Genomic DNA, 15,462 nt, shown 5'->3' with positions numbered 1-15,462 from the left:
CCCAATCGCCGATTGATCGTACCCAAAACCGCCCCGCCCTCACTTCCCCCGTTCGCCCTGAGCCTGTCGAAGGGCTTTCCAGAGCGTTGATCCACAGATGGTTAACCCTAGCCTCCGTTGAGCCCCCTGACTCATTACTGAAATAGCGGGACAACTTGCTCTTTGTCGCCCGGGGAGGCCCTTCGACAGGCTCAGGAAAACCTAACGCGCGTTCAAGAGATGTTTAAGTCGCTCATTCGCGCTCTCCAATGAGATGAAAACGACCTCACTCGGCTCCATCATCATTTCAGAGTCTACGAGTGATATAAGGCCCTCTTGGGACATTTCGCCGGCAATCACCAACGTCTCTAATTCCCGTTCGCAACCCGCAGCGATGACGCCCGCCATCGCATCTCCCCACTCGTATGTGAGTTTTGAAAAGTCAAACACCAACGCGTCTGGGTCAGCAAAGGTAATGGCCGCCTGGGTCGTCGCGGCCATGTATCTGGCGTCGGTATTGCCCTTACTTCCAAATCCGTAGTTACCGGAGAAACGCATCAGCAACACGGTTTTTGCGGCGGCCCCGTCCAGTTTGTACAGAAAAGGCTGACAATCAATGTCATGTTCAGGGGCGATATTCAACGGCTGTATTTCATTCATAAATGCTTACTTCAATTCGTTGATGTGGATGAACTCAACTTCCTGCGGCAGCGCCGTCAATCGTCCTTTGAGAAATTGCGGCCATAGATTTAGTGAGGCGACGTCCGCCAGTTTGACCCAGCGAAATACGATGTCGACGTCTTGCTCCAGTCCTCTGACGTCTTGGCCGAAAGGGATGGCGTTTGGGTCTTGCAGTGTAGTCAGGTAGTAGGTGGCGATTTCGTGGCTTTTCACGCCACCGCGGGCGTAGAAGTCTTCCACGAACCAGAGTGGCCGGACGATGTTGGCGGCGACGCCGAGTTCTTCCTCCAGTTCGCGGATAAGGGTGGTGTGGGAGAATTCGAAGAATTCCACTTTGCCGCCCGGCAGCGCCCAGAAGTCGCCTTTGACGACTTTATGCAGCAAAACATGGCCATTGTGGATGATCACCGCCACGCTGCGGAATTTGAATCGCTTATCGCCGCTCTCGAATTTCAACGTCCCTCTCCTCTATTAAGCAGTTTTCCCAATGCCCTTTCGCTCAATAGCGCACCCATGAGCGAAACGCGGGGGAGCCAATAATCAGCTTTCGATTTCATTCACTGTCAAAAACTCAACGCCTTCAGGCAGGGAGCGCAGGCGGGTTTTGAGGAAGTCGGGCGCCAGTTCGATTGAGTCCAGTTCACTCAGCTTGAACCAACGGAAGATCAGGTCGACATCTTCCTCCACGCCCGGAAAATCCACATTAAAAGGAATGACGTCAGGATCGGCCAGCTCAGTGAGATATAGCGTGGCGATTTCGTGGAAACGCGTCTGCTGATACTGGAAGAAATTCTCTACGTACCAGAGAGGGCGAATCACGCGAGCCGTCATCCCCAGTTCTTCCTCCACTTCCCGCGCCAGGGTATCGCTGGAGAATTCGAAGAACTCCACGCGACCGCCCGGCAGCGCCCAGAAATTGTCCTGCACTGCTTTATGCAGCAGCACGTGATCCTGATGCATAATCACCGCAGCGCTGCGGAAATTAAAGCGGTTGTCGCCAACATCAAACTTCAACATGGTTTACTCCTTGAAAACCGGTCTAAATATTTTCTCCAAATCGCCACAGCACGCCGCTGGGGTCCGTCAGGGTAAAGTCCAGCATGCCCCAGGGCTGCTCCATCACTTCAGAGAGACGAACCTCGTATTTCTCTACTACGCCCGACTCCATCACCTTCTTCCGCCAGGCGTGAATGTCCTTCACCAAGACATGCATCATGAAGTTTTCAGCGTGTTCCTGACGATAAAAGTCCTGCAGTAAAAAGCTGCAATTCCCATGATGGAAATAAGCGACGCCGCCGCCATCCGAAGCCTGGGTGAAACCCAGATCCCGATAGAAAACTTTGGACTGCTCATAGTCTTTTGCGGGGACAAAGGCTTTGATTTCTACAATCTCTTCCATAGCGATTCCTCTTGGTATGAGTCGGGCGGGACGTATTCGCTGACGGGCAGCGCTGCGACAAGCAGGAACAGTCTACACTTTTTGCATTTAAATCATACCTTTATGCACCAAACGGGACACTTGTTATGGCGCATAAATAAACTATTAGTCAGGCAGAAAAATAGCGTCCTTCTATTTGACCGCAATGACAGGACCTGCACATGTCAGGCCCTGCTTCTCCGCTAATAACCGCCTAGGGAATCGTCCCTCCCCAAAACATCCCCTATTCCCTTATCGCCACAGGTTTTATATTGGCTGCCTGCAGCCGCATTTTGACGCAGATCGCGCATCGCCATAGGGGAAACAGGGCGGGTCGTCGCCACACACTCAATGGCGTGTTCCAACAATGGATAAAAGGACTTAACTCTATGGCGAATGAATCAGGCTCTTCCCCCACCCTCTCCACTGAACACGGCGATATTTATGTAAAGAAAGGCAAGGACGCCGCCCTTCAACTCATCAGAGAAATGGACAGCTACGCGGCTAACCTTACGCCCGACCAGACCTGCGCGGAAACCCTCGGCATGTGGGGCGCGGTTGGGGCCATCGCCACTACCGTCGGAACCATGGCCTCAATCATCGGTATAAAAAAGAAAGGAAGCGTGAATGAATTTGAGCTGGAAATCATTAATCATTCCAGTTACACCATCGCGCCGTTTCAAAGCAAATCCGATAACTTTGGCTTTCAACAGGCGGTACGACCGCTAGTGCCGGGCGAAACCGGCTCAATCAAAGCGAAAACCTCCGGCTTTCAGCCCGGCAAGTCCCATTACGACTTCACCTTTATGATTGGCTCTAACGTCAGTAACTGCGTGGACGTGCATACCACCATTGAATTGCGAAACTCAGGCGTGTGGCGTTTAAACCACTTTTATATCGATGGACACGACTTATGGTTCAACGAAGATGGTTACAGACGCGCCTACCTGGGCTTCGCCGGTAAAGACGACTATGCCTCCTTCAGCCTCAGCGACATGGGCGCCAACCAGCAGAAAGGCAAAGTCTCGCTGTTTTTTTCAGATTACGTTTAAGCCTCCAGACAGCCTACAACCAACAAGGAAACATTCATGGATATCAAAGACGCGAATCTGAACTACACCACCACCAACGGCTCCTTTTCCATCACCCAGGGCCACGGCACAGGACAGCAGGCGGTCAGTTCCTTCCACAAATATTACCTGAGCAGCTTTACCAACGCCTCAATGTCGAGGGACATAGAAGGCGGCGCCAGCGGCTGGGATAAACTGGGGGCCACCGCCAGCGTGGTCGGCGCCATCGCCGGTGTGGCCGGGCTGGGTTTGGGCGACAAAGGCAGCGAGGATCTGGTCGTATTCGATGTAAGAAATCTCAGCGCCATGCCCTTGGTGACTTATGACGTCAACACGTTCGGCGGCGGCGTGAATATCGACAAAATCCCTTCGCCATTAGGATCGGGAGAGTCCTCCACCTGGGAAATTTCGTCCAACGGAGAGTTTGAGCCGAATGAAGACAGCGCCGCCATCAGCTTTCTCATTGGCGACGCCAACCGGCACATTGAGGTGACGCTTTACTACGCCATGGGCGGCGGCAACCGCTGGTATATACAGAAGGCGATAGTTGACGGCGTGGCGTCCGGTCTCATTCCCACCGGTGATTACGGTGAAGACAACATGACCTGTCTGTGCTTCACCAGCGGCGATTACGAGACGCCCTCCTTCTCCATATTCACCTACTCAGTGTTCTACGCCAGCGCCAGTAGTTATATCGTGTTTGCGCCTTACTGAGCAAAGTTCAACAGCGTCAGCCGGACGCAGAAAAAGCAGAACGGCTCGCCGAACGCCGATCTGCTGATCGCTCCCGCTGCATATGCGGACTAGCCCAGCAGCAACGGAAACGCCACTTCACCCGCCGCCGACGCCCAGTTGCGCACCAGTTCAGCCACCATGGCGTTGGTGCTGGTCAGCCGCACGCCGGCGCGCTCCATACGTCGCCAGGACATTTCTTCCGCGATCTGATTGGTGGAGCCACAGGCGTCGCACACGACCTGTACGTTAAAGCCTTCCTCCACCGCGCTGATGGCGGGAGAAACCATGCACACGTCCGTGGTCACGCCAGCCATGACGAAATTGCGTTTACCAGTTATACGGCACGCTTCCGCAAACGCTGGATCATCCCAGGCGTTCACTACGCCAATACGCTTGATGCGGGCGGCGAACGCGTCCGGGGCGATTGCTTCCAGTTCCGGCATCAGAGGGCCCTGCACGTCGACATTGGTTTCCTGGCTGGAAGTGAGCACCAACGGCATGCCCACGCCCTTGGCGAATGACGCCAGAATGATCACGTTGCGCCGCAACAGCTCCAGAGGCGTAGTGGACGCCCAAGTATTCGTGCCGGTCTGGTGATCGATAAGAATCATCGCGGTGTCGTCAATGTTAAAGCGTTGCATCTCAGTTACCTCGTTAGTGGAGTCAGTGAGATACTACATTGATCCATTTGAAAGATAATGGCCGCGATTGCTATTCTCTTTTTCATATTTGCAACAATAACCAACCACTATGAAAGACCTGTCCGCCCTGCAAAACGTCGCCCTGTTTGTGGAGGTGGCGCGCACTCGCAGCTTCAGCCGCGCCGCGGAGAATCTGGGTTTGTCGACAGCCACCCTGTCCCGACGCATCCGCGCGCTGGAGCGTGAGTCGGGAATCAGCCTGTTCGCCCGCACCACTCGCCGCGTCGAGCTGACCGAGGCCGCGCGGCGCTACTTCGAGCGTTGCGAACGTCTGGTGGATGAGGCTTTCAGCGCTCAGGAAGCCCTGTTCGAAGAAGCCAAGCGCCCGCAAGGCACGCTGCGACTGTCCATGCCGGTGGACCTGGGCGTCCACTATATCGCCCCCTTGCTGCCGGAGTTCGCCCGTCGCTATCCGGGCATTGATTTCGAAATCGATTTATCGCCGCAACATCGCGATCTGGCCATCGAGCAGATCGATGTGGCGATCCGCCTTGGCGTGGTGAAGGATCAGAACCTGGTCAGCCGACGCATCGGCTGGATCGAGCAAGGCCTGTTCGCCTCTCCGACTTACCTGCAGCGTCAACCTGCGCCTTCCCATCCCGACCAGCTCAGTGAACACGACTGCATCATCATTGGCGCGCAGGCCCAGGCGGTCTGGCGCCTTCAGCGCGCCGAGGAAACCGTAGAGGTTGCGGTTAAAGGGCGGTTCGCCGTCAACAATGTCAGCCTGATGCGCGTACTGGCGGAACGCGGATTTGGCGTCGCCAGTCTGGCGACAGTGCTGGCCCGCGACGCGCTGGCTGAAGCGCGCTTGATGCCCATACTGACGGACTGGACAGTACCCCGACTGCCTGTGCAGGCGGTCACTTCCTCGCGCCTGCAAACCGCCTGCGCAAAAGCGTTTATCAGTTATCTGGCCGAGCGCTTCACCTCCATTTGAATCCAGCCGCTCCCAGACCTTTGATCTGAGTCAGATTCCCCGCAAATACCTCTTTGGTGTACTGGATTCACTTAATAATAGCGTTAAGAATAGGAAAGATTCTCAATCTCACTTTCATTTAAAGGCGGTCGTATGAGCACGTTCGAGCATAAGCCTTTCCCTCTGGCGCTGGCGCAAGAGAGCGAAAGAGTGAAAGTTCATCTGTTACGCGGGGGCAAAAGCCTGGAAATGCGTTTGACCTCACTGGGGCTCAACGTGGGATGCGAGCTGACCGTGCTGCACCGCAAGGGCGCGGATCTGGTCGTCATTCGCGCCGATTCACGCCTGGCGTTGGGCGCCGGTATGGCGCAGAAAATCATGGTGGTGCGCGAAGGCGCCGCTACAAGCCGTCACTGAGGAGAATCCCGCGACAATGAGCAACGTCAGCCTCAAAGATCTCAAAGTCGGCGATCAGGGCCGCGTATTAGGCTTCGGCGAAGGCGGCAAAAATTATCGCCGCAAACTGTTATCCATGGGCTTGACCCCCGGCGTCGAATTCAGCGTCACCCGCTATGCGCCTATGGGCGATCCAGTGGAAATCCTGGTGCGGGGATTTCGCCTCAGCCTGCGCAAAGACGAAGCAGGCGGCATTCTGATAGAGAAAATCTAGCCTTCTCTGAGTTCATTCATCTTGAATTCAGATGTATCAGCCCGGTCCCAAGCAGTTTTTTGGAGAGAGCAAGTCGATCATGGCCAGTCCCGAGCGCAACGCGGAAAAATACGTCATCGCAGTGGTGGGCAACCCCAACTGCGGCAAAACCACCTTATTCAACGCACTGACCGGCTCCAAACAGCGGGTGGGCAACTGGCCCGGCGTGACCGTAGAGCGCAAGAGCGGGCGTTTCTCGTTTCAAGGCGTGGACTTTGAGCTGATCGATCTGCCAGGCACCTATTCCCTCGACGTCTGTGAAGAAGACGTTTCCCTGGATGAGCAAATCGCCAGAGATTTCGTCGCCGGGCGCGAAGCAGACCTCATCATCAATATCGTCGACGCCTCCAACCTGGAGCGCAACCTTTACCTCACTTGCCAGTTGCTGGAAATGAAAACGCCGTTACTGACGGCGCTGAACATGATGGATGTGGCGGAGGAGCGCGGTCATGCGGTGGCTCACGACAGGCTGGCCAGTCTGTTGGACTGTCCCGTGGTTCCTATTGTGGCGGCATCCGGCGTCGGTCTGCCGCAGTTGAAGGCGGCGATTCTGGACGCCGCGCGCCGCAAACATGTCTCCAACGCCAACATCACCTATCCCTCCCCTGTCGCCGAAGCGCTTAATGCCCTGACTCCCATGCTGATCAAGCATAGCGAAGGCAAATGCGATCCGCGCTGGCTGGCGACGCGGATGCTGGAAGGCGACGCTTCGGCCTTGAAACTGGCTGACGCGACGCTGCGCGCCAAAGTGGAGGAACTGCAAGAAAACGTAGTGCAACAGCTGGAGGACGACATCGATATCTGTCTGGCGGACGCCCGCTATAGCTTCGTCAACGAGGTAGCAAGCGCCAGCGTCAAACGCAACCATGAAGTGCAACGCAGCCTATCCGACAAAATTGACCGCGTAGTCCTGAACCGCATGCTGGGCATTCCCATATTTCTCGTCGCCATGTACTTGATGTTCATGTTCACCATCAATATCGGCGGCGCCTTCATCGATTTCTTCGACCAATTTACCGGCGCGCTGTTCGTAGACGGCTTCGGCGCGCTGTTAACCTCCCTCGGTGCGCCACAATGGCTGCGTCTGCTGCTGGCGGACGGCATGGGCGGCGGCGTGCAGGTGGTGGCCACTTTCATTCCGGTGATCGGCTTTCTGTACCTGTTTCTGTCCGCGCTGGAGGATTCCGGCTACATGGCCCGCGCGGCTTTCGTCATGGATCGCGCCATGCGCGCCATCGGCCTGCCTGGCAAAGCTTTCGTCCCCTTGATCGTGGGCTTTGGCTGCAATGTGCCGGCGGTGATGGCCACCCGCACAATGGAAAGACAGCGGGACCGCATCATGACTATCATCATGGCGCCCTTTATGTCCTGCGGCGCGCGCCTGTCGGTGTACGCTTTGTTCGCCGCCGCGTTTTTCCCTGTCGGCGGCCAGAACGTAGTGTTCGGGCTCTACATTATTGGCGTCGCCATCGCCGTGCTCACCGGTCTGGTGATGAAAACCACCCTGCTGCAAGGTCAGGCCACGCCCTTCATTATGGAACTGCCGCCGTATCATATTCCCACCTTGAAAGGCGTTGGCATTCGCACCTGGGAGCGCACCCGCGGCTTCATGTTTCGCGCAGGCAGGGTGATCGTACCAATGGTGCTGGTGTTGAACGTGCTCAATTCCATAGGTACTGACGGCTCCTACGGCAATGAAAACAGCAATAAATCCCTGCTGAGCGAAATCGGCGGCGTCATCGCCCCCGCGTTCGGACCCATGGGACTGCGCGAAGATAACTGGCCCGCCGCGGTAGGCATTTTCACCGGCGTGTTGGCGAAAGAAGCAGTGGTCGGCGCTTTGGATTCCCTGTACAGCGACATGGCGCGCCTGGAGGCCGAAGCCGCAGGCGCAGAACCGGAACAGGACCCGGAATTTAATCTGCTGGACAGCGTGGCGGCGTCCTTCGCCACCATTCCCGCCAACCTCGCCGACGCACTGGGCTCCTGGAGCGATCCATTAGGCCTGGATGTGGAGAGCGCCGCCCAGGAACAAGCCGTGGACACGGGCACTTTCGGCGCCATGGCGGCGAAATTCGACGGCGCAGCGGGCGCTTTCGCTTACCTGCTATTCATCCTGTTGTACATGCCCTGCGCCGCCACGCTGGCCGCCGTCTATCGTGAAACCAACCTGAACTGGACGCTTTTCATCGCAGGCTGGACCACCGGCGTCGCCTACGTTGTCGCTACGGTGTTCTATCAAGTCGCCACGCTAAGCCGTCAGCCCGCACACGCCCTGTCCGTCATCGCCATTATGCTGGCGACGTTCGTCGCAGTCCTGGCGGCGCTGCGCTACGCCGGCAACAGGCAGAGCCCCGCCACGGCGGCGCCCCGATGATCCTGTCAGAAATACGCGCCTACCTGCAAACCCATAAGCGGGCGGCGCTCAAAGACATGGCCTGCCGTTTCAATACGGAGCCGGACGCATTGCGGGGGATGCTTGATAAATGGATCGCCAAAGGCCGGGTGGAAAAGCTGCCGCAGGGTACGCCCTGCAGCGGCTGCACCCTTTGCGATCCGGGAGACATAGAAATTTACGTGTGGAAGGAAGCTATTGGTCTGCCTGATTAATAATCAGGCTAGCGCAAGTTTCCTGTCGCGTTGCGCCCGGCGCGCCACCATGGCCTCTGTTTTCTGAGCCGACGGCGGCGCTGATTGGGGCGTAGCAGCCTTAGCGTCTTTTATCGGTAGCGCGTATTTGACGATGCGTTTAAGCACTGAGCCGAACTGCCGCAGAAAAGGCCCGGTATTGTAGTGTTGCCCGTATTTGTCGCAGATGGCTCTGACTTTGGGAGCGATTTCCGGGTAACGATGCGCGGGAATATCCGGGAATAAGTGATGCTCAATCTGATGGCTGAGATGGCCGCTCAACAGATAAAAGCCACGACTGCCTTCAATGTTGCCGGAGCCGTGCAGCTGTCGCAGATACCACTGCCCGCGGTTCTCATTACGGGTTTCCTCTTCGCTGTACACCCGAGTGTCGGCAGTGAAGTGGCCGCAGGAAATAATCGCGTAGGCCCAGACATTGCGTATGACATTGGCCGCCAGATTGCCCACCAGAACTTTAGGCGCGCCAATGCCCGCCATGGCGGGGAACAGCACATAGTCTTTGCCGAGTTGCCTGCCCGCTTTCCGCAGAAAAGGCTTTAACCGGCCCACCAGTTCCCGTCGGCTCATTTTTCCAGTCACCGCGCGCTCCAGCTCCAGTCCGAACAAGGCCACACCCCACTCGAAAGTCAGCGCCTGCGCCACGTTGTAAACGGGCTGCAGCAGGTAAATGGGCCGCCAGGGCTGCTCCGCAGTCAGGCGGGTGATGGTGTAACCAAAGTCACGGTCTTTGCCGAGAATATTGGTGAACGTGTGATGCTCGTAATTATGGTAATGCCGCCAGGCGTCGCCATCACACACGAGATCCCATTCATAACGTTTTGAGTTCAGGGCGGGGTCATGCGTCCAGTCGTATTGACCATGCATCAGGTTGTGCCCCACTTCCATGTTCTCCAGGATTTTGGAGAGCGACAGGCACGCCACGCCGGCGACCACGCCCAAAGGCGTGAAACTGACGTGTAACAACACACGTCCGGCCAACTCGGAATACCTGACAGCCCTTATCACGCCACGAATATGATCCACATCCCGCTGCCCCAGATCATCGACCACCTGCTGACGCAGGTCGTCCAGTTCATTCTGAAAAGACTCCAACTGCTTCGGCGTTAATTCTCGACTGACGGGATGATGCATAATAAATCTCCTTGTTCGTTATGATTCATCAGATATCACACATCAAGAGAGACATCGGTGATGGGAGCGCAAATACACAATTGGATATCTTCACTGCCGCCGCCGGAGGTTTTTCCAGTCACCAGATTACGCACAACGCCCGACTGCTTTCTGGCCACGCAACCATGGCAAATTCCCATCCGGCAACCAAAGCGAGGACTTAGCCCGGCGGCTTCTGCGACATCCAACAGGCTCTGCCGTCCATCAACCTCGACGGCGCAAAGCGAGCGCTGAAAAGCCACCCGGCATGACGCCGTTTGTCGCAGCGAAACAACTTCTGACTCAGCTAATCCGCTAACCCCTCCGGTGAAATCTTCAAAGCCAATACGGTCTTCAATCTCCTCTTCACGCCAATGCCGCCGCACCCGCTGCATTAACCCTTGAGGTCCGCATACCAGCGTCCGTCGCTCACGGTAATCCGGAACTAAACGAGAGAGTTGGTCAGGGTGAAAGCGCCCACCCTCCCGCCCCTGATTTTGTCCAGATGCGGTATAACAGACATGAACGGTCAGATGTGCGCAACGAGCAGCGGCTTCACGGATTTCCTCCGCAAAAATCAGCTCATCAGAATTGCGGGCGTAGTAAATTAAAACGGTGCTTCGAGGGACGTCATCGAGCTGATACAACATGGCGCGCAATGGCGTAACGCCACTGCCGGCGGCGATCAATAACAAGGAATCAGACTGAGGTTCCGGGATCATAAACGCGCCCTGCGCCTGACTCAGCAACAGAACGTCCTGTCTGCGCAGATTTCGGAGCAGCCAGGGAGACACGCGTCCGCCCGCCTTCTCTTTGACGGTAATACGAATGCGCTCCGGCTCGCGCCAATCCGAGGACAGGCTATAGCAACGCTGTTGACGCACGCCTGCTATTTCAACGGTGACCGTGACGAACTGACCGGGCCGAAATCCCCGCCATAAGCGGTTGGGTTGCAGGATAAACGACTGACAGTCTGCACTTTCCCTGACAATATCGATGACCCGCGCCTTAACCTCACGCACGGACCATAGAGGAGAAAAATGAGAGATGTAAAATTCCAGCAGCTCGGCATTCAAAGCGCGCTTTAGCCATACAGGCGTCAAATCGCTTGCGTTGATCGATCCGGGTGCGGCGGGTGAACGGCGGAGAGTCCATGTCATGGCGGCGTCCATTCGAGGGGTGACCGTCCTGAGTATACAGACGCCGATTCGATTTAATATACAACCGTCTACAAATAAACGTGAGAATGTGACACAAACCTGATTATGCGTATTGAGCCAACATTTTCACAAAGGCGTCCAATGGCCAGTTCTTCCTGTCCGAGACCTGGCCATCGCCAATCTCCACCAAACGAGTGACTCCATCCTGTCGACGCGCCAGATCAATAGAGTAAAAAGGCGCGTCAATAGACTGCGCTATTTCACGACACAGGACCGGCGTTTCGCCAGCCCCGCGAGGCTCAGATCGTCGCCAAGAGCGTCAATATCAACGACAGAACAGGCTACGCCAGCCCGGCGAAGCGCCGTAAATTCTTCCAGGTAGGAATCATCCGGTTGCAGGGAATAAAGAGGATGAGAGGGGAAAAGTAGTCTCATAAGGACATGTCCAGTGAGGCGGCGAGCAGCCCGGTTTATTGTTTCATCACCGGGCTGACGCAATCAATGAGGCGAGCGCCTTCTGACAAATAGATAGAATGACGCTATTTGCCTGTCGAATTAATCGTTGTCGTTCTCACGCAGCTTCAGCAGCTTGTCGTGAATGACCGCCAGTTCCGGCTTGTGTTCCAGAATTTCTTCGGTGGTCAGGCCGTGCAACTCGTGGGGGAAAACCAGCCATTGGTCAGTTTCATGTACGAAGTAGTCAGGCACTTTGTCGGTTTTGTTGTTGGACGGCTTGAAGTAAGGCGTCGCAATCTTGATGTCTGGGGTGTTCTTACGGCAGGCCGCTTTCAGATCCGTCACCACCTGCTGTACGCTCAAGCCCGTGTCGTACACGTCGTCCACGATCAGTACGGAATCTTCCGAATTCACGCGCTTAACCATGTAGTTCAGGCCATGAACGGTGACATGACGACTTCTTTCGCCAATGCCGGTGTAGGAGGAGGTGCGAATAGCGATGTGGTCGGACTCCACGCCCAGAAAATCCAGCAGCTCCTGCACCGCGATGCCAACCGGAGCGCCGCCGCGCCATACGCCGACAATATAGTTAGGTCGGTAACCGCTCTCGTAAATTTTCAGACCCAGTTTGAAGGAATCGTCGAGAAGCTGTTGAGCGCTGATAAAAGTCTTTTCCACAATATAACTCCCAAATAAGCCGGTGGAAGCCCGGCGAACCATCTGAGAAAGACGCTATGCCGGAAAAAAGGTTGCATAAAATACAGGAAATTTCGGAGAACTCAACATAATAAATCGCGTTTTTGAGAAAATGCCAGGGTTTGGACGAGGTCTACGAAAGACTGTATGACTGGCATGAAAGCGACACGCTGATCACCAGGAATCTGGAAAAGAAATTGTTCCGGCCTGAATCTCGATCTTATCGCCAGACTGCATTTCAATAGCGAGATATTAGCAGAGCAATGATATTGGCTATTAATAATCAGGCGTATGAATGCGCCTGCACGGGGGCTAACCGAGGGAGACAGGGCCTGTCGCGGCGGACAAAAGGTAATGCTCCAAGCCTGCCGCTCATCACTTCCAGCCTATGTGTCCACCAACTTTTTCCAACACATACCCCCGACTCATCCGTTCACTATTAAACATAGCGGCCAGGGCTTGCGCTTCTCTATTGTTGGCGGTGGTCATCAGGAACTTTTTGCCCAGTTCGGATTGCACCATGACTTTATCGCGCACTTCGCCATCCAGCATGGTGTATGCGTAGCGTCCGATGCTTTGTTTAATTCTTGGGGAAGCTTTGGCGTAGGATTCGTCAGAGAACTGGATTTCGACGGAGGGCCGGCCGCCAGAGAGCACTGAGGAGGATTCCACAATATCTTTATCGCTGTACCAGATATCATCAGGCTCGGTCCCTCTAAATACGAACTCGCCGATATGCTGGCTTAAGAATGCCACCAGTTCAGCGTCAGGCGCGCCTCGCGAGAACTCGATGACGCCTTTGCCGTCCACGTCCTTGAACTGAACAGATGAAAATTTGCTTGGAAGAACTTCACTTAAACGGCTCACCAGAACGTCCATATCCTCGTCGGTGCGCTTATCCGCCTGATAGTCTTCGACCTGATAGGTCACTTTCTCGGCCCTTAGGTATTCCAGATCCTTGCATCCGGTGAGGGAGAGCAAAGTGAACAGTAATGCCGCCGCCGTCAGGCGTTGTTTGTAGGTCTTTGTCAGAAAGGTTGTCGAGCTAGTCAAAGAATTTCCCTGCCGATAAATGGACATATTTTATCTTTGCGATTTTCCCAATGAGAGTTCCCCCTCGATGTAGTGCTTCAAGATGCGTTCGCCACTGTCAATCTGTTTGAAAAGCATCGAGACGGAGGGGGCGCCGGCGATGCAACCTTCGACTGGTTCAATGCTTGAGGCGTCAGACAGATACAGCCCCACCTTCTTTTGGTAATAACCGGGAAGGAGCTTACGCAAAGCGATCATGGCGTAGAGCTGTGCGGGCTTGGTTCCCTCCATCTGCAATTTGATAAGCTGCTCCTGCGCATCCGTCTGGCTCAACAGACAACGATAAGCCTTAATGTGGTCAGGAACGGCTCCAGCGAGTCCGGTGCGCGCGTCGGTAAAGCACTCCGTATTTTTTAGAATCTCATAGTCTTTTTCGGAGCACTTCCATTCCGCCAGGGATGGGCCGGAAAACAAACAAAATGATATGAGCGCAATGATTCTTGAACGGTATGTCTTCATGGATGGAAATATCGGAAATCCTTTAAAAAAACAGCGCCTGAGCCAGGGTTGGGCTATTTAACCACAGTCCCATCTTACGGGGAATAACAGACTATTAAGGACTGGACATTTTCCAGCATTCAGAGACTTAGACAATCCGGGTGCGACATTTCGCCGCATTGCCCCCGTCAGTCCCACCGCATATAAAAATATAGGTGTTGGACCTTACAAAAAACATTAGAAATTAACGGCATGGATCGCGCTTTAGCTGTTGTTCGTCACGCATCAATGTCGGCGACTGCTTTGAGAGTTTTGTCTTCTCTCCGCCTTCCCTCTGTCGATTACGGTCCTCGTAATCTGAACCGGCTGTATCCGGTCATATAGAACTAATAACTAGAAATCGCATCAATCGATAGAAGGACATATGTCGATGAAGCTCCCCCCTCTCGTAGAGCCTGCTGCGGAGTTGTCCGCAGCGGAAATCGCCCGCTATAGCCGTCATCTGCTGCTGCCGGATGTCGGACTGGAAGGGCAAAAACGTTTAAAGAACGCCAAAGTGCTGGCGATCGGCGCCGGCGGGTTAGGCTCTCCGGTTTTACTGTATCTGGCCGCCGCGGGCGTTGGAACCCTGGGCGTTGTGGAATTTGATGTGGTTGACGAATCCAACCTGCAACGCCAGATCATCCACGGCGTGTCCGATGTCGGACGCCCCAAAGGCGAAAGCGCCAGAGACGCCATTCACGAGATCAATCCTCATGTTGAGGTGCGCTTGCATAGCGAGCGCCTGGATTCATCCAACGCCCTTGATCTCATCGCCCAGTACGACCTGATCATAGATGGAACCGACAATTTCGCCACCCGCTACCTGGTTAACGACGCCTGCATGCTCGCGGGCAAGCCTTATGTCTGGGGCTCGATTTACCGCTTTGAAGGACAAGCCTCGGTGTTTTGGGAAAACGCTCCCGGCGACGCAGGTCTGAATTACCGGGATCTTTACCCGGAGCCGCCTCCGCCCCATCTCGCCCCTTCCTGCTCGGAAGGCGGCGTGCTGGGCATTCTGTGCGCGTCCATTGGCTCCATCATGGCCACGGAAGCAGTCAAGCTGATCACCGGACTGGGCGAGACGCTGTTGGGTAGACTGGCGGTATACGACGCGCTGGAAATGAACTACCGGTTTATCAAGCTACGTCGCGACCCGCAACGCACGCCAATTACCGAACTGGCGGACTATGAGTTTTTCTGCGGCCTGACCGCAACGACGCAGGACAAAGCCTCTTCAGTTCCCAGTATCGACGCGCACGAGCTCAAACAATGGCGTGACAACGCCAAAGACTTCCAACTGATCGACGTACGGGAAACGACTGAGTGGGACATCGTGCGCATTACAGGCGCCCGCCATATCCCGCAAAACCGCATCCTCGAAGAAGACGTTCTGGTCACGCTGAACAAGGACGCGCCCATCGTTTTGCACTGCAAGTCCGGCGCGCGCTCGCAGCGGGCGTTGCAGTCCCTGCGCGAACGCGGTTTCGACAATGTCCACAATCTCGACGGCGGCATCCTCGCCTGGATTCGGGATGTCGACCCATCATTGCCCAGCTACTGATCCCGGAG

Annotated in this window: 20 protein-coding genes; 8 read left to right on the top strand and 12 right to left on the bottom strand. The window is 55.4% G+C overall.

Annotated features, from left to right (window positions below):
• Positions 1-201: 201 nt before the first annotated feature.
• From AC2IBB_RS14825 to AC2IBB_RS14810, 4 genes are all read right to left on the bottom strand, one after another.
• Positions 202-639 (bottom strand): hypothetical protein, encoded by a 438-nt coding sequence (locus AC2IBB_RS14825; RefSeq protein ID WP_486333607.1) that lies wholly within the window; start codon positions 637-639, stop codon positions 202-204.
• A gap of 6 nt (positions 640-645) precedes the next feature.
• Positions 646-1,116 (bottom strand): NUDIX hydrolase, encoded by a 471-nt coding sequence (locus AC2IBB_RS14820; protein WP_486333606.1) that lies wholly within the window; start codon positions 1,114-1,116, stop codon positions 646-648.
• An 84-nt stretch (positions 1,117-1,200) separates the two neighbouring features.
• The gene (locus tag AC2IBB_RS14815; protein WP_011397624.1) at positions 1,201-1,677 is read right to left on the bottom strand and encodes an NUDIX hydrolase; all 477 of its coding nucleotides are present in this window, start codon (positions 1,675-1,677) and stop codon (positions 1,201-1,203) included.
• A gap of 22 nt (positions 1,678-1,699) precedes the next feature.
• The gene (locus AC2IBB_RS14810; RefSeq protein ID WP_486333605.1) at positions 1,700-2,059 is read right to left on the bottom strand and encodes a VOC family protein; all 360 of its coding nucleotides are present in this window, start codon (positions 2,057-2,059) and stop codon (positions 1,700-1,702) included.
• 407 nt (positions 2,060-2,466) lie between these two features.
• On the opposite strand from AC2IBB_RS14810, the gene AC2IBB_RS14805 reads away from it, so the two are divergent.
• Both AC2IBB_RS14805 and AC2IBB_RS14800 read left to right on the top strand, forming a co-directional pair.
• Positions 2,467-3,129 carry a hypothetical protein gene (locus AC2IBB_RS14805; protein ID WP_486333604.1) on the top strand — a complete coding sequence of 221 codons (663 nt, stop codon included), beginning with the start codon at positions 2,467-2,469 and terminating at the stop codon, positions 3,127-3,129.
• A 36-nt stretch (positions 3,130-3,165) separates the two neighbouring features.
• On the top strand, positions 3,166-3,861 hold the full coding sequence (locus AC2IBB_RS14800; protein ID WP_486333603.1) for a hypothetical protein: 696 nt from the start codon (positions 3,166-3,168) through the stop codon (positions 3,859-3,861).
• Positions 3,862-3,950: 89 nt separating this feature from the next.
• Here the strand turns inward: AC2IBB_RS14800 and AC2IBB_RS14795 are convergent, their stop codons facing one another.
• Entirely contained in the window at positions 3,951-4,523 is a 573-nt protein-coding gene (locus AC2IBB_RS14795; RefSeq protein ID WP_486333602.1) for an isochorismatase family protein, read from the bottom strand.
• A gap of 109 nt (positions 4,524-4,632) precedes the next feature.
• Here AC2IBB_RS14795 and AC2IBB_RS14790 point away from each other — a divergent pair, with 109 nt between their 5' ends.
• The 5 genes from AC2IBB_RS14790 to AC2IBB_RS14770 all read left to right on the top strand — a co-directional run bounded on the left by AC2IBB_RS14790 (position 4,633) and on the right by AC2IBB_RS14770 (position 8,821).
• Positions 4,633-5,523, top strand: a complete 891-nt coding sequence (locus tag AC2IBB_RS14790; RefSeq protein WP_486333601.1) for a LysR family transcriptional regulator — start codon at positions 4,633-4,635, stop codon at positions 5,521-5,523.
• Between the two features lie 132 nt (positions 5,524-5,655).
• Positions 5,656-5,919 (top strand): FeoA family protein, encoded by a 264-nt coding sequence (locus tag AC2IBB_RS14785; RefSeq protein WP_486333600.1) that lies wholly within the window; start codon positions 5,656-5,658, stop codon positions 5,917-5,919.
• 16 nt (positions 5,920-5,935) lie between these two features.
• Entirely contained in the window at positions 5,936-6,172 is a 237-nt protein-coding gene (locus AC2IBB_RS14780; protein WP_011397629.1) for a FeoA family protein, read from the top strand.
• 31 nt (positions 6,173-6,203) lie between these two features.
• Complete coding sequence (gene feoB, locus AC2IBB_RS14775) at positions 6,204-8,588, top strand: Fe(2+) transporter permease subunit FeoB (RefSeq protein ID WP_486333599.1); 2,385 nt, start codon at positions 6,204-6,206, stop codon at positions 8,586-8,588.
• Positions 8,585-8,821: a FeoC-like transcriptional regulator gene (locus tag AC2IBB_RS14770; protein WP_486333598.1), complete on the top strand. Its 237-nt coding sequence runs from the start codon at positions 8,585-8,587 to the stop codon at positions 8,819-8,821. The genes feoB and AC2IBB_RS14770 overlap by 4 nt, the downstream gene beginning before the upstream one ends.
• A gap of 3 nt (positions 8,822-8,824) precedes the next feature.
• On the opposite strand, the gene AC2IBB_RS14765 is transcribed toward AC2IBB_RS14770, so the two are convergent.
• The 7 genes from AC2IBB_RS14765 to AC2IBB_RS14735 all read right to left on the bottom strand — a co-directional run bounded on the left by AC2IBB_RS14765 (position 8,825) and on the right by AC2IBB_RS14735 (position 13,872).
• Positions 8,825-9,991 (bottom strand): fatty acid desaturase family protein, encoded by a 1,167-nt coding sequence (locus AC2IBB_RS14765; protein ID WP_486333597.1) that lies wholly within the window; start codon positions 9,989-9,991, stop codon positions 8,825-8,827.
• Between the two features lie 35 nt (positions 9,992-10,026).
• Entirely contained in the window at positions 10,027-11,169 is a 1,143-nt protein-coding gene (locus AC2IBB_RS14760) for a ferredoxin reductase (protein ID WP_486333596.1), read from the bottom strand.
• 103 nt (positions 11,170-11,272) lie between these two features.
• On the bottom strand, positions 11,273-11,395 hold the full coding sequence (locus AC2IBB_RS14755; protein WP_486333962.1) for an ATP-grasp domain-containing protein: 123 nt from the start codon (positions 11,393-11,395) through the stop codon (positions 11,273-11,275).
• A 29-nt stretch (positions 11,396-11,424) separates the two neighbouring features.
• Positions 11,425-11,604, bottom strand: a complete 180-nt coding sequence (locus AC2IBB_RS14750; protein WP_486333595.1) for a hypothetical protein — start codon at positions 11,602-11,604, stop codon at positions 11,425-11,427.
• A gap of 120 nt (positions 11,605-11,724) precedes the next feature.
• Positions 11,725-12,303, bottom strand: a complete 579-nt coding sequence (locus tag AC2IBB_RS14745) for a phosphoribosyltransferase (RefSeq protein ID WP_486333594.1) — start codon at positions 12,301-12,303, stop codon at positions 11,725-11,727.
• 393 nt (positions 12,304-12,696) lie between these two features.
• A complete protein-coding gene (locus AC2IBB_RS14740; RefSeq protein ID WP_486333593.1) occupies positions 12,697-13,374 on the bottom strand; it encodes a hypothetical protein in 678 nt (225 codons plus the stop codon).
• A 30-nt stretch (positions 13,375-13,404) separates the two neighbouring features.
• On the bottom strand, positions 13,405-13,872 hold the full coding sequence (locus AC2IBB_RS14735; protein ID WP_486333592.1) for a hypothetical protein: 468 nt from the start codon (positions 13,870-13,872) through the stop codon (positions 13,405-13,407).
• A gap of 403 nt (positions 13,873-14,275) precedes the next feature.
• On the opposite strand from AC2IBB_RS14735, the gene moeZ reads away from it, so the two are divergent.
• Positions 14,276-15,454, top strand: a complete 1,179-nt coding sequence (moeZ, locus tag AC2IBB_RS14730; protein ID WP_486333591.1) for an adenylyltransferase/sulfurtransferase MoeZ — start codon at positions 14,276-14,278, stop codon at positions 15,452-15,454.
• Positions 15,455-15,462: the final 8 nt, after the last annotated feature.

The organism is Hahella sp. NS-SX17 (assembly GCF_057367735.1).
Note: the sequence above shows the minus strand (reverse complement) of the source record. Positions and strands in the feature narration are given on the sequence as shown.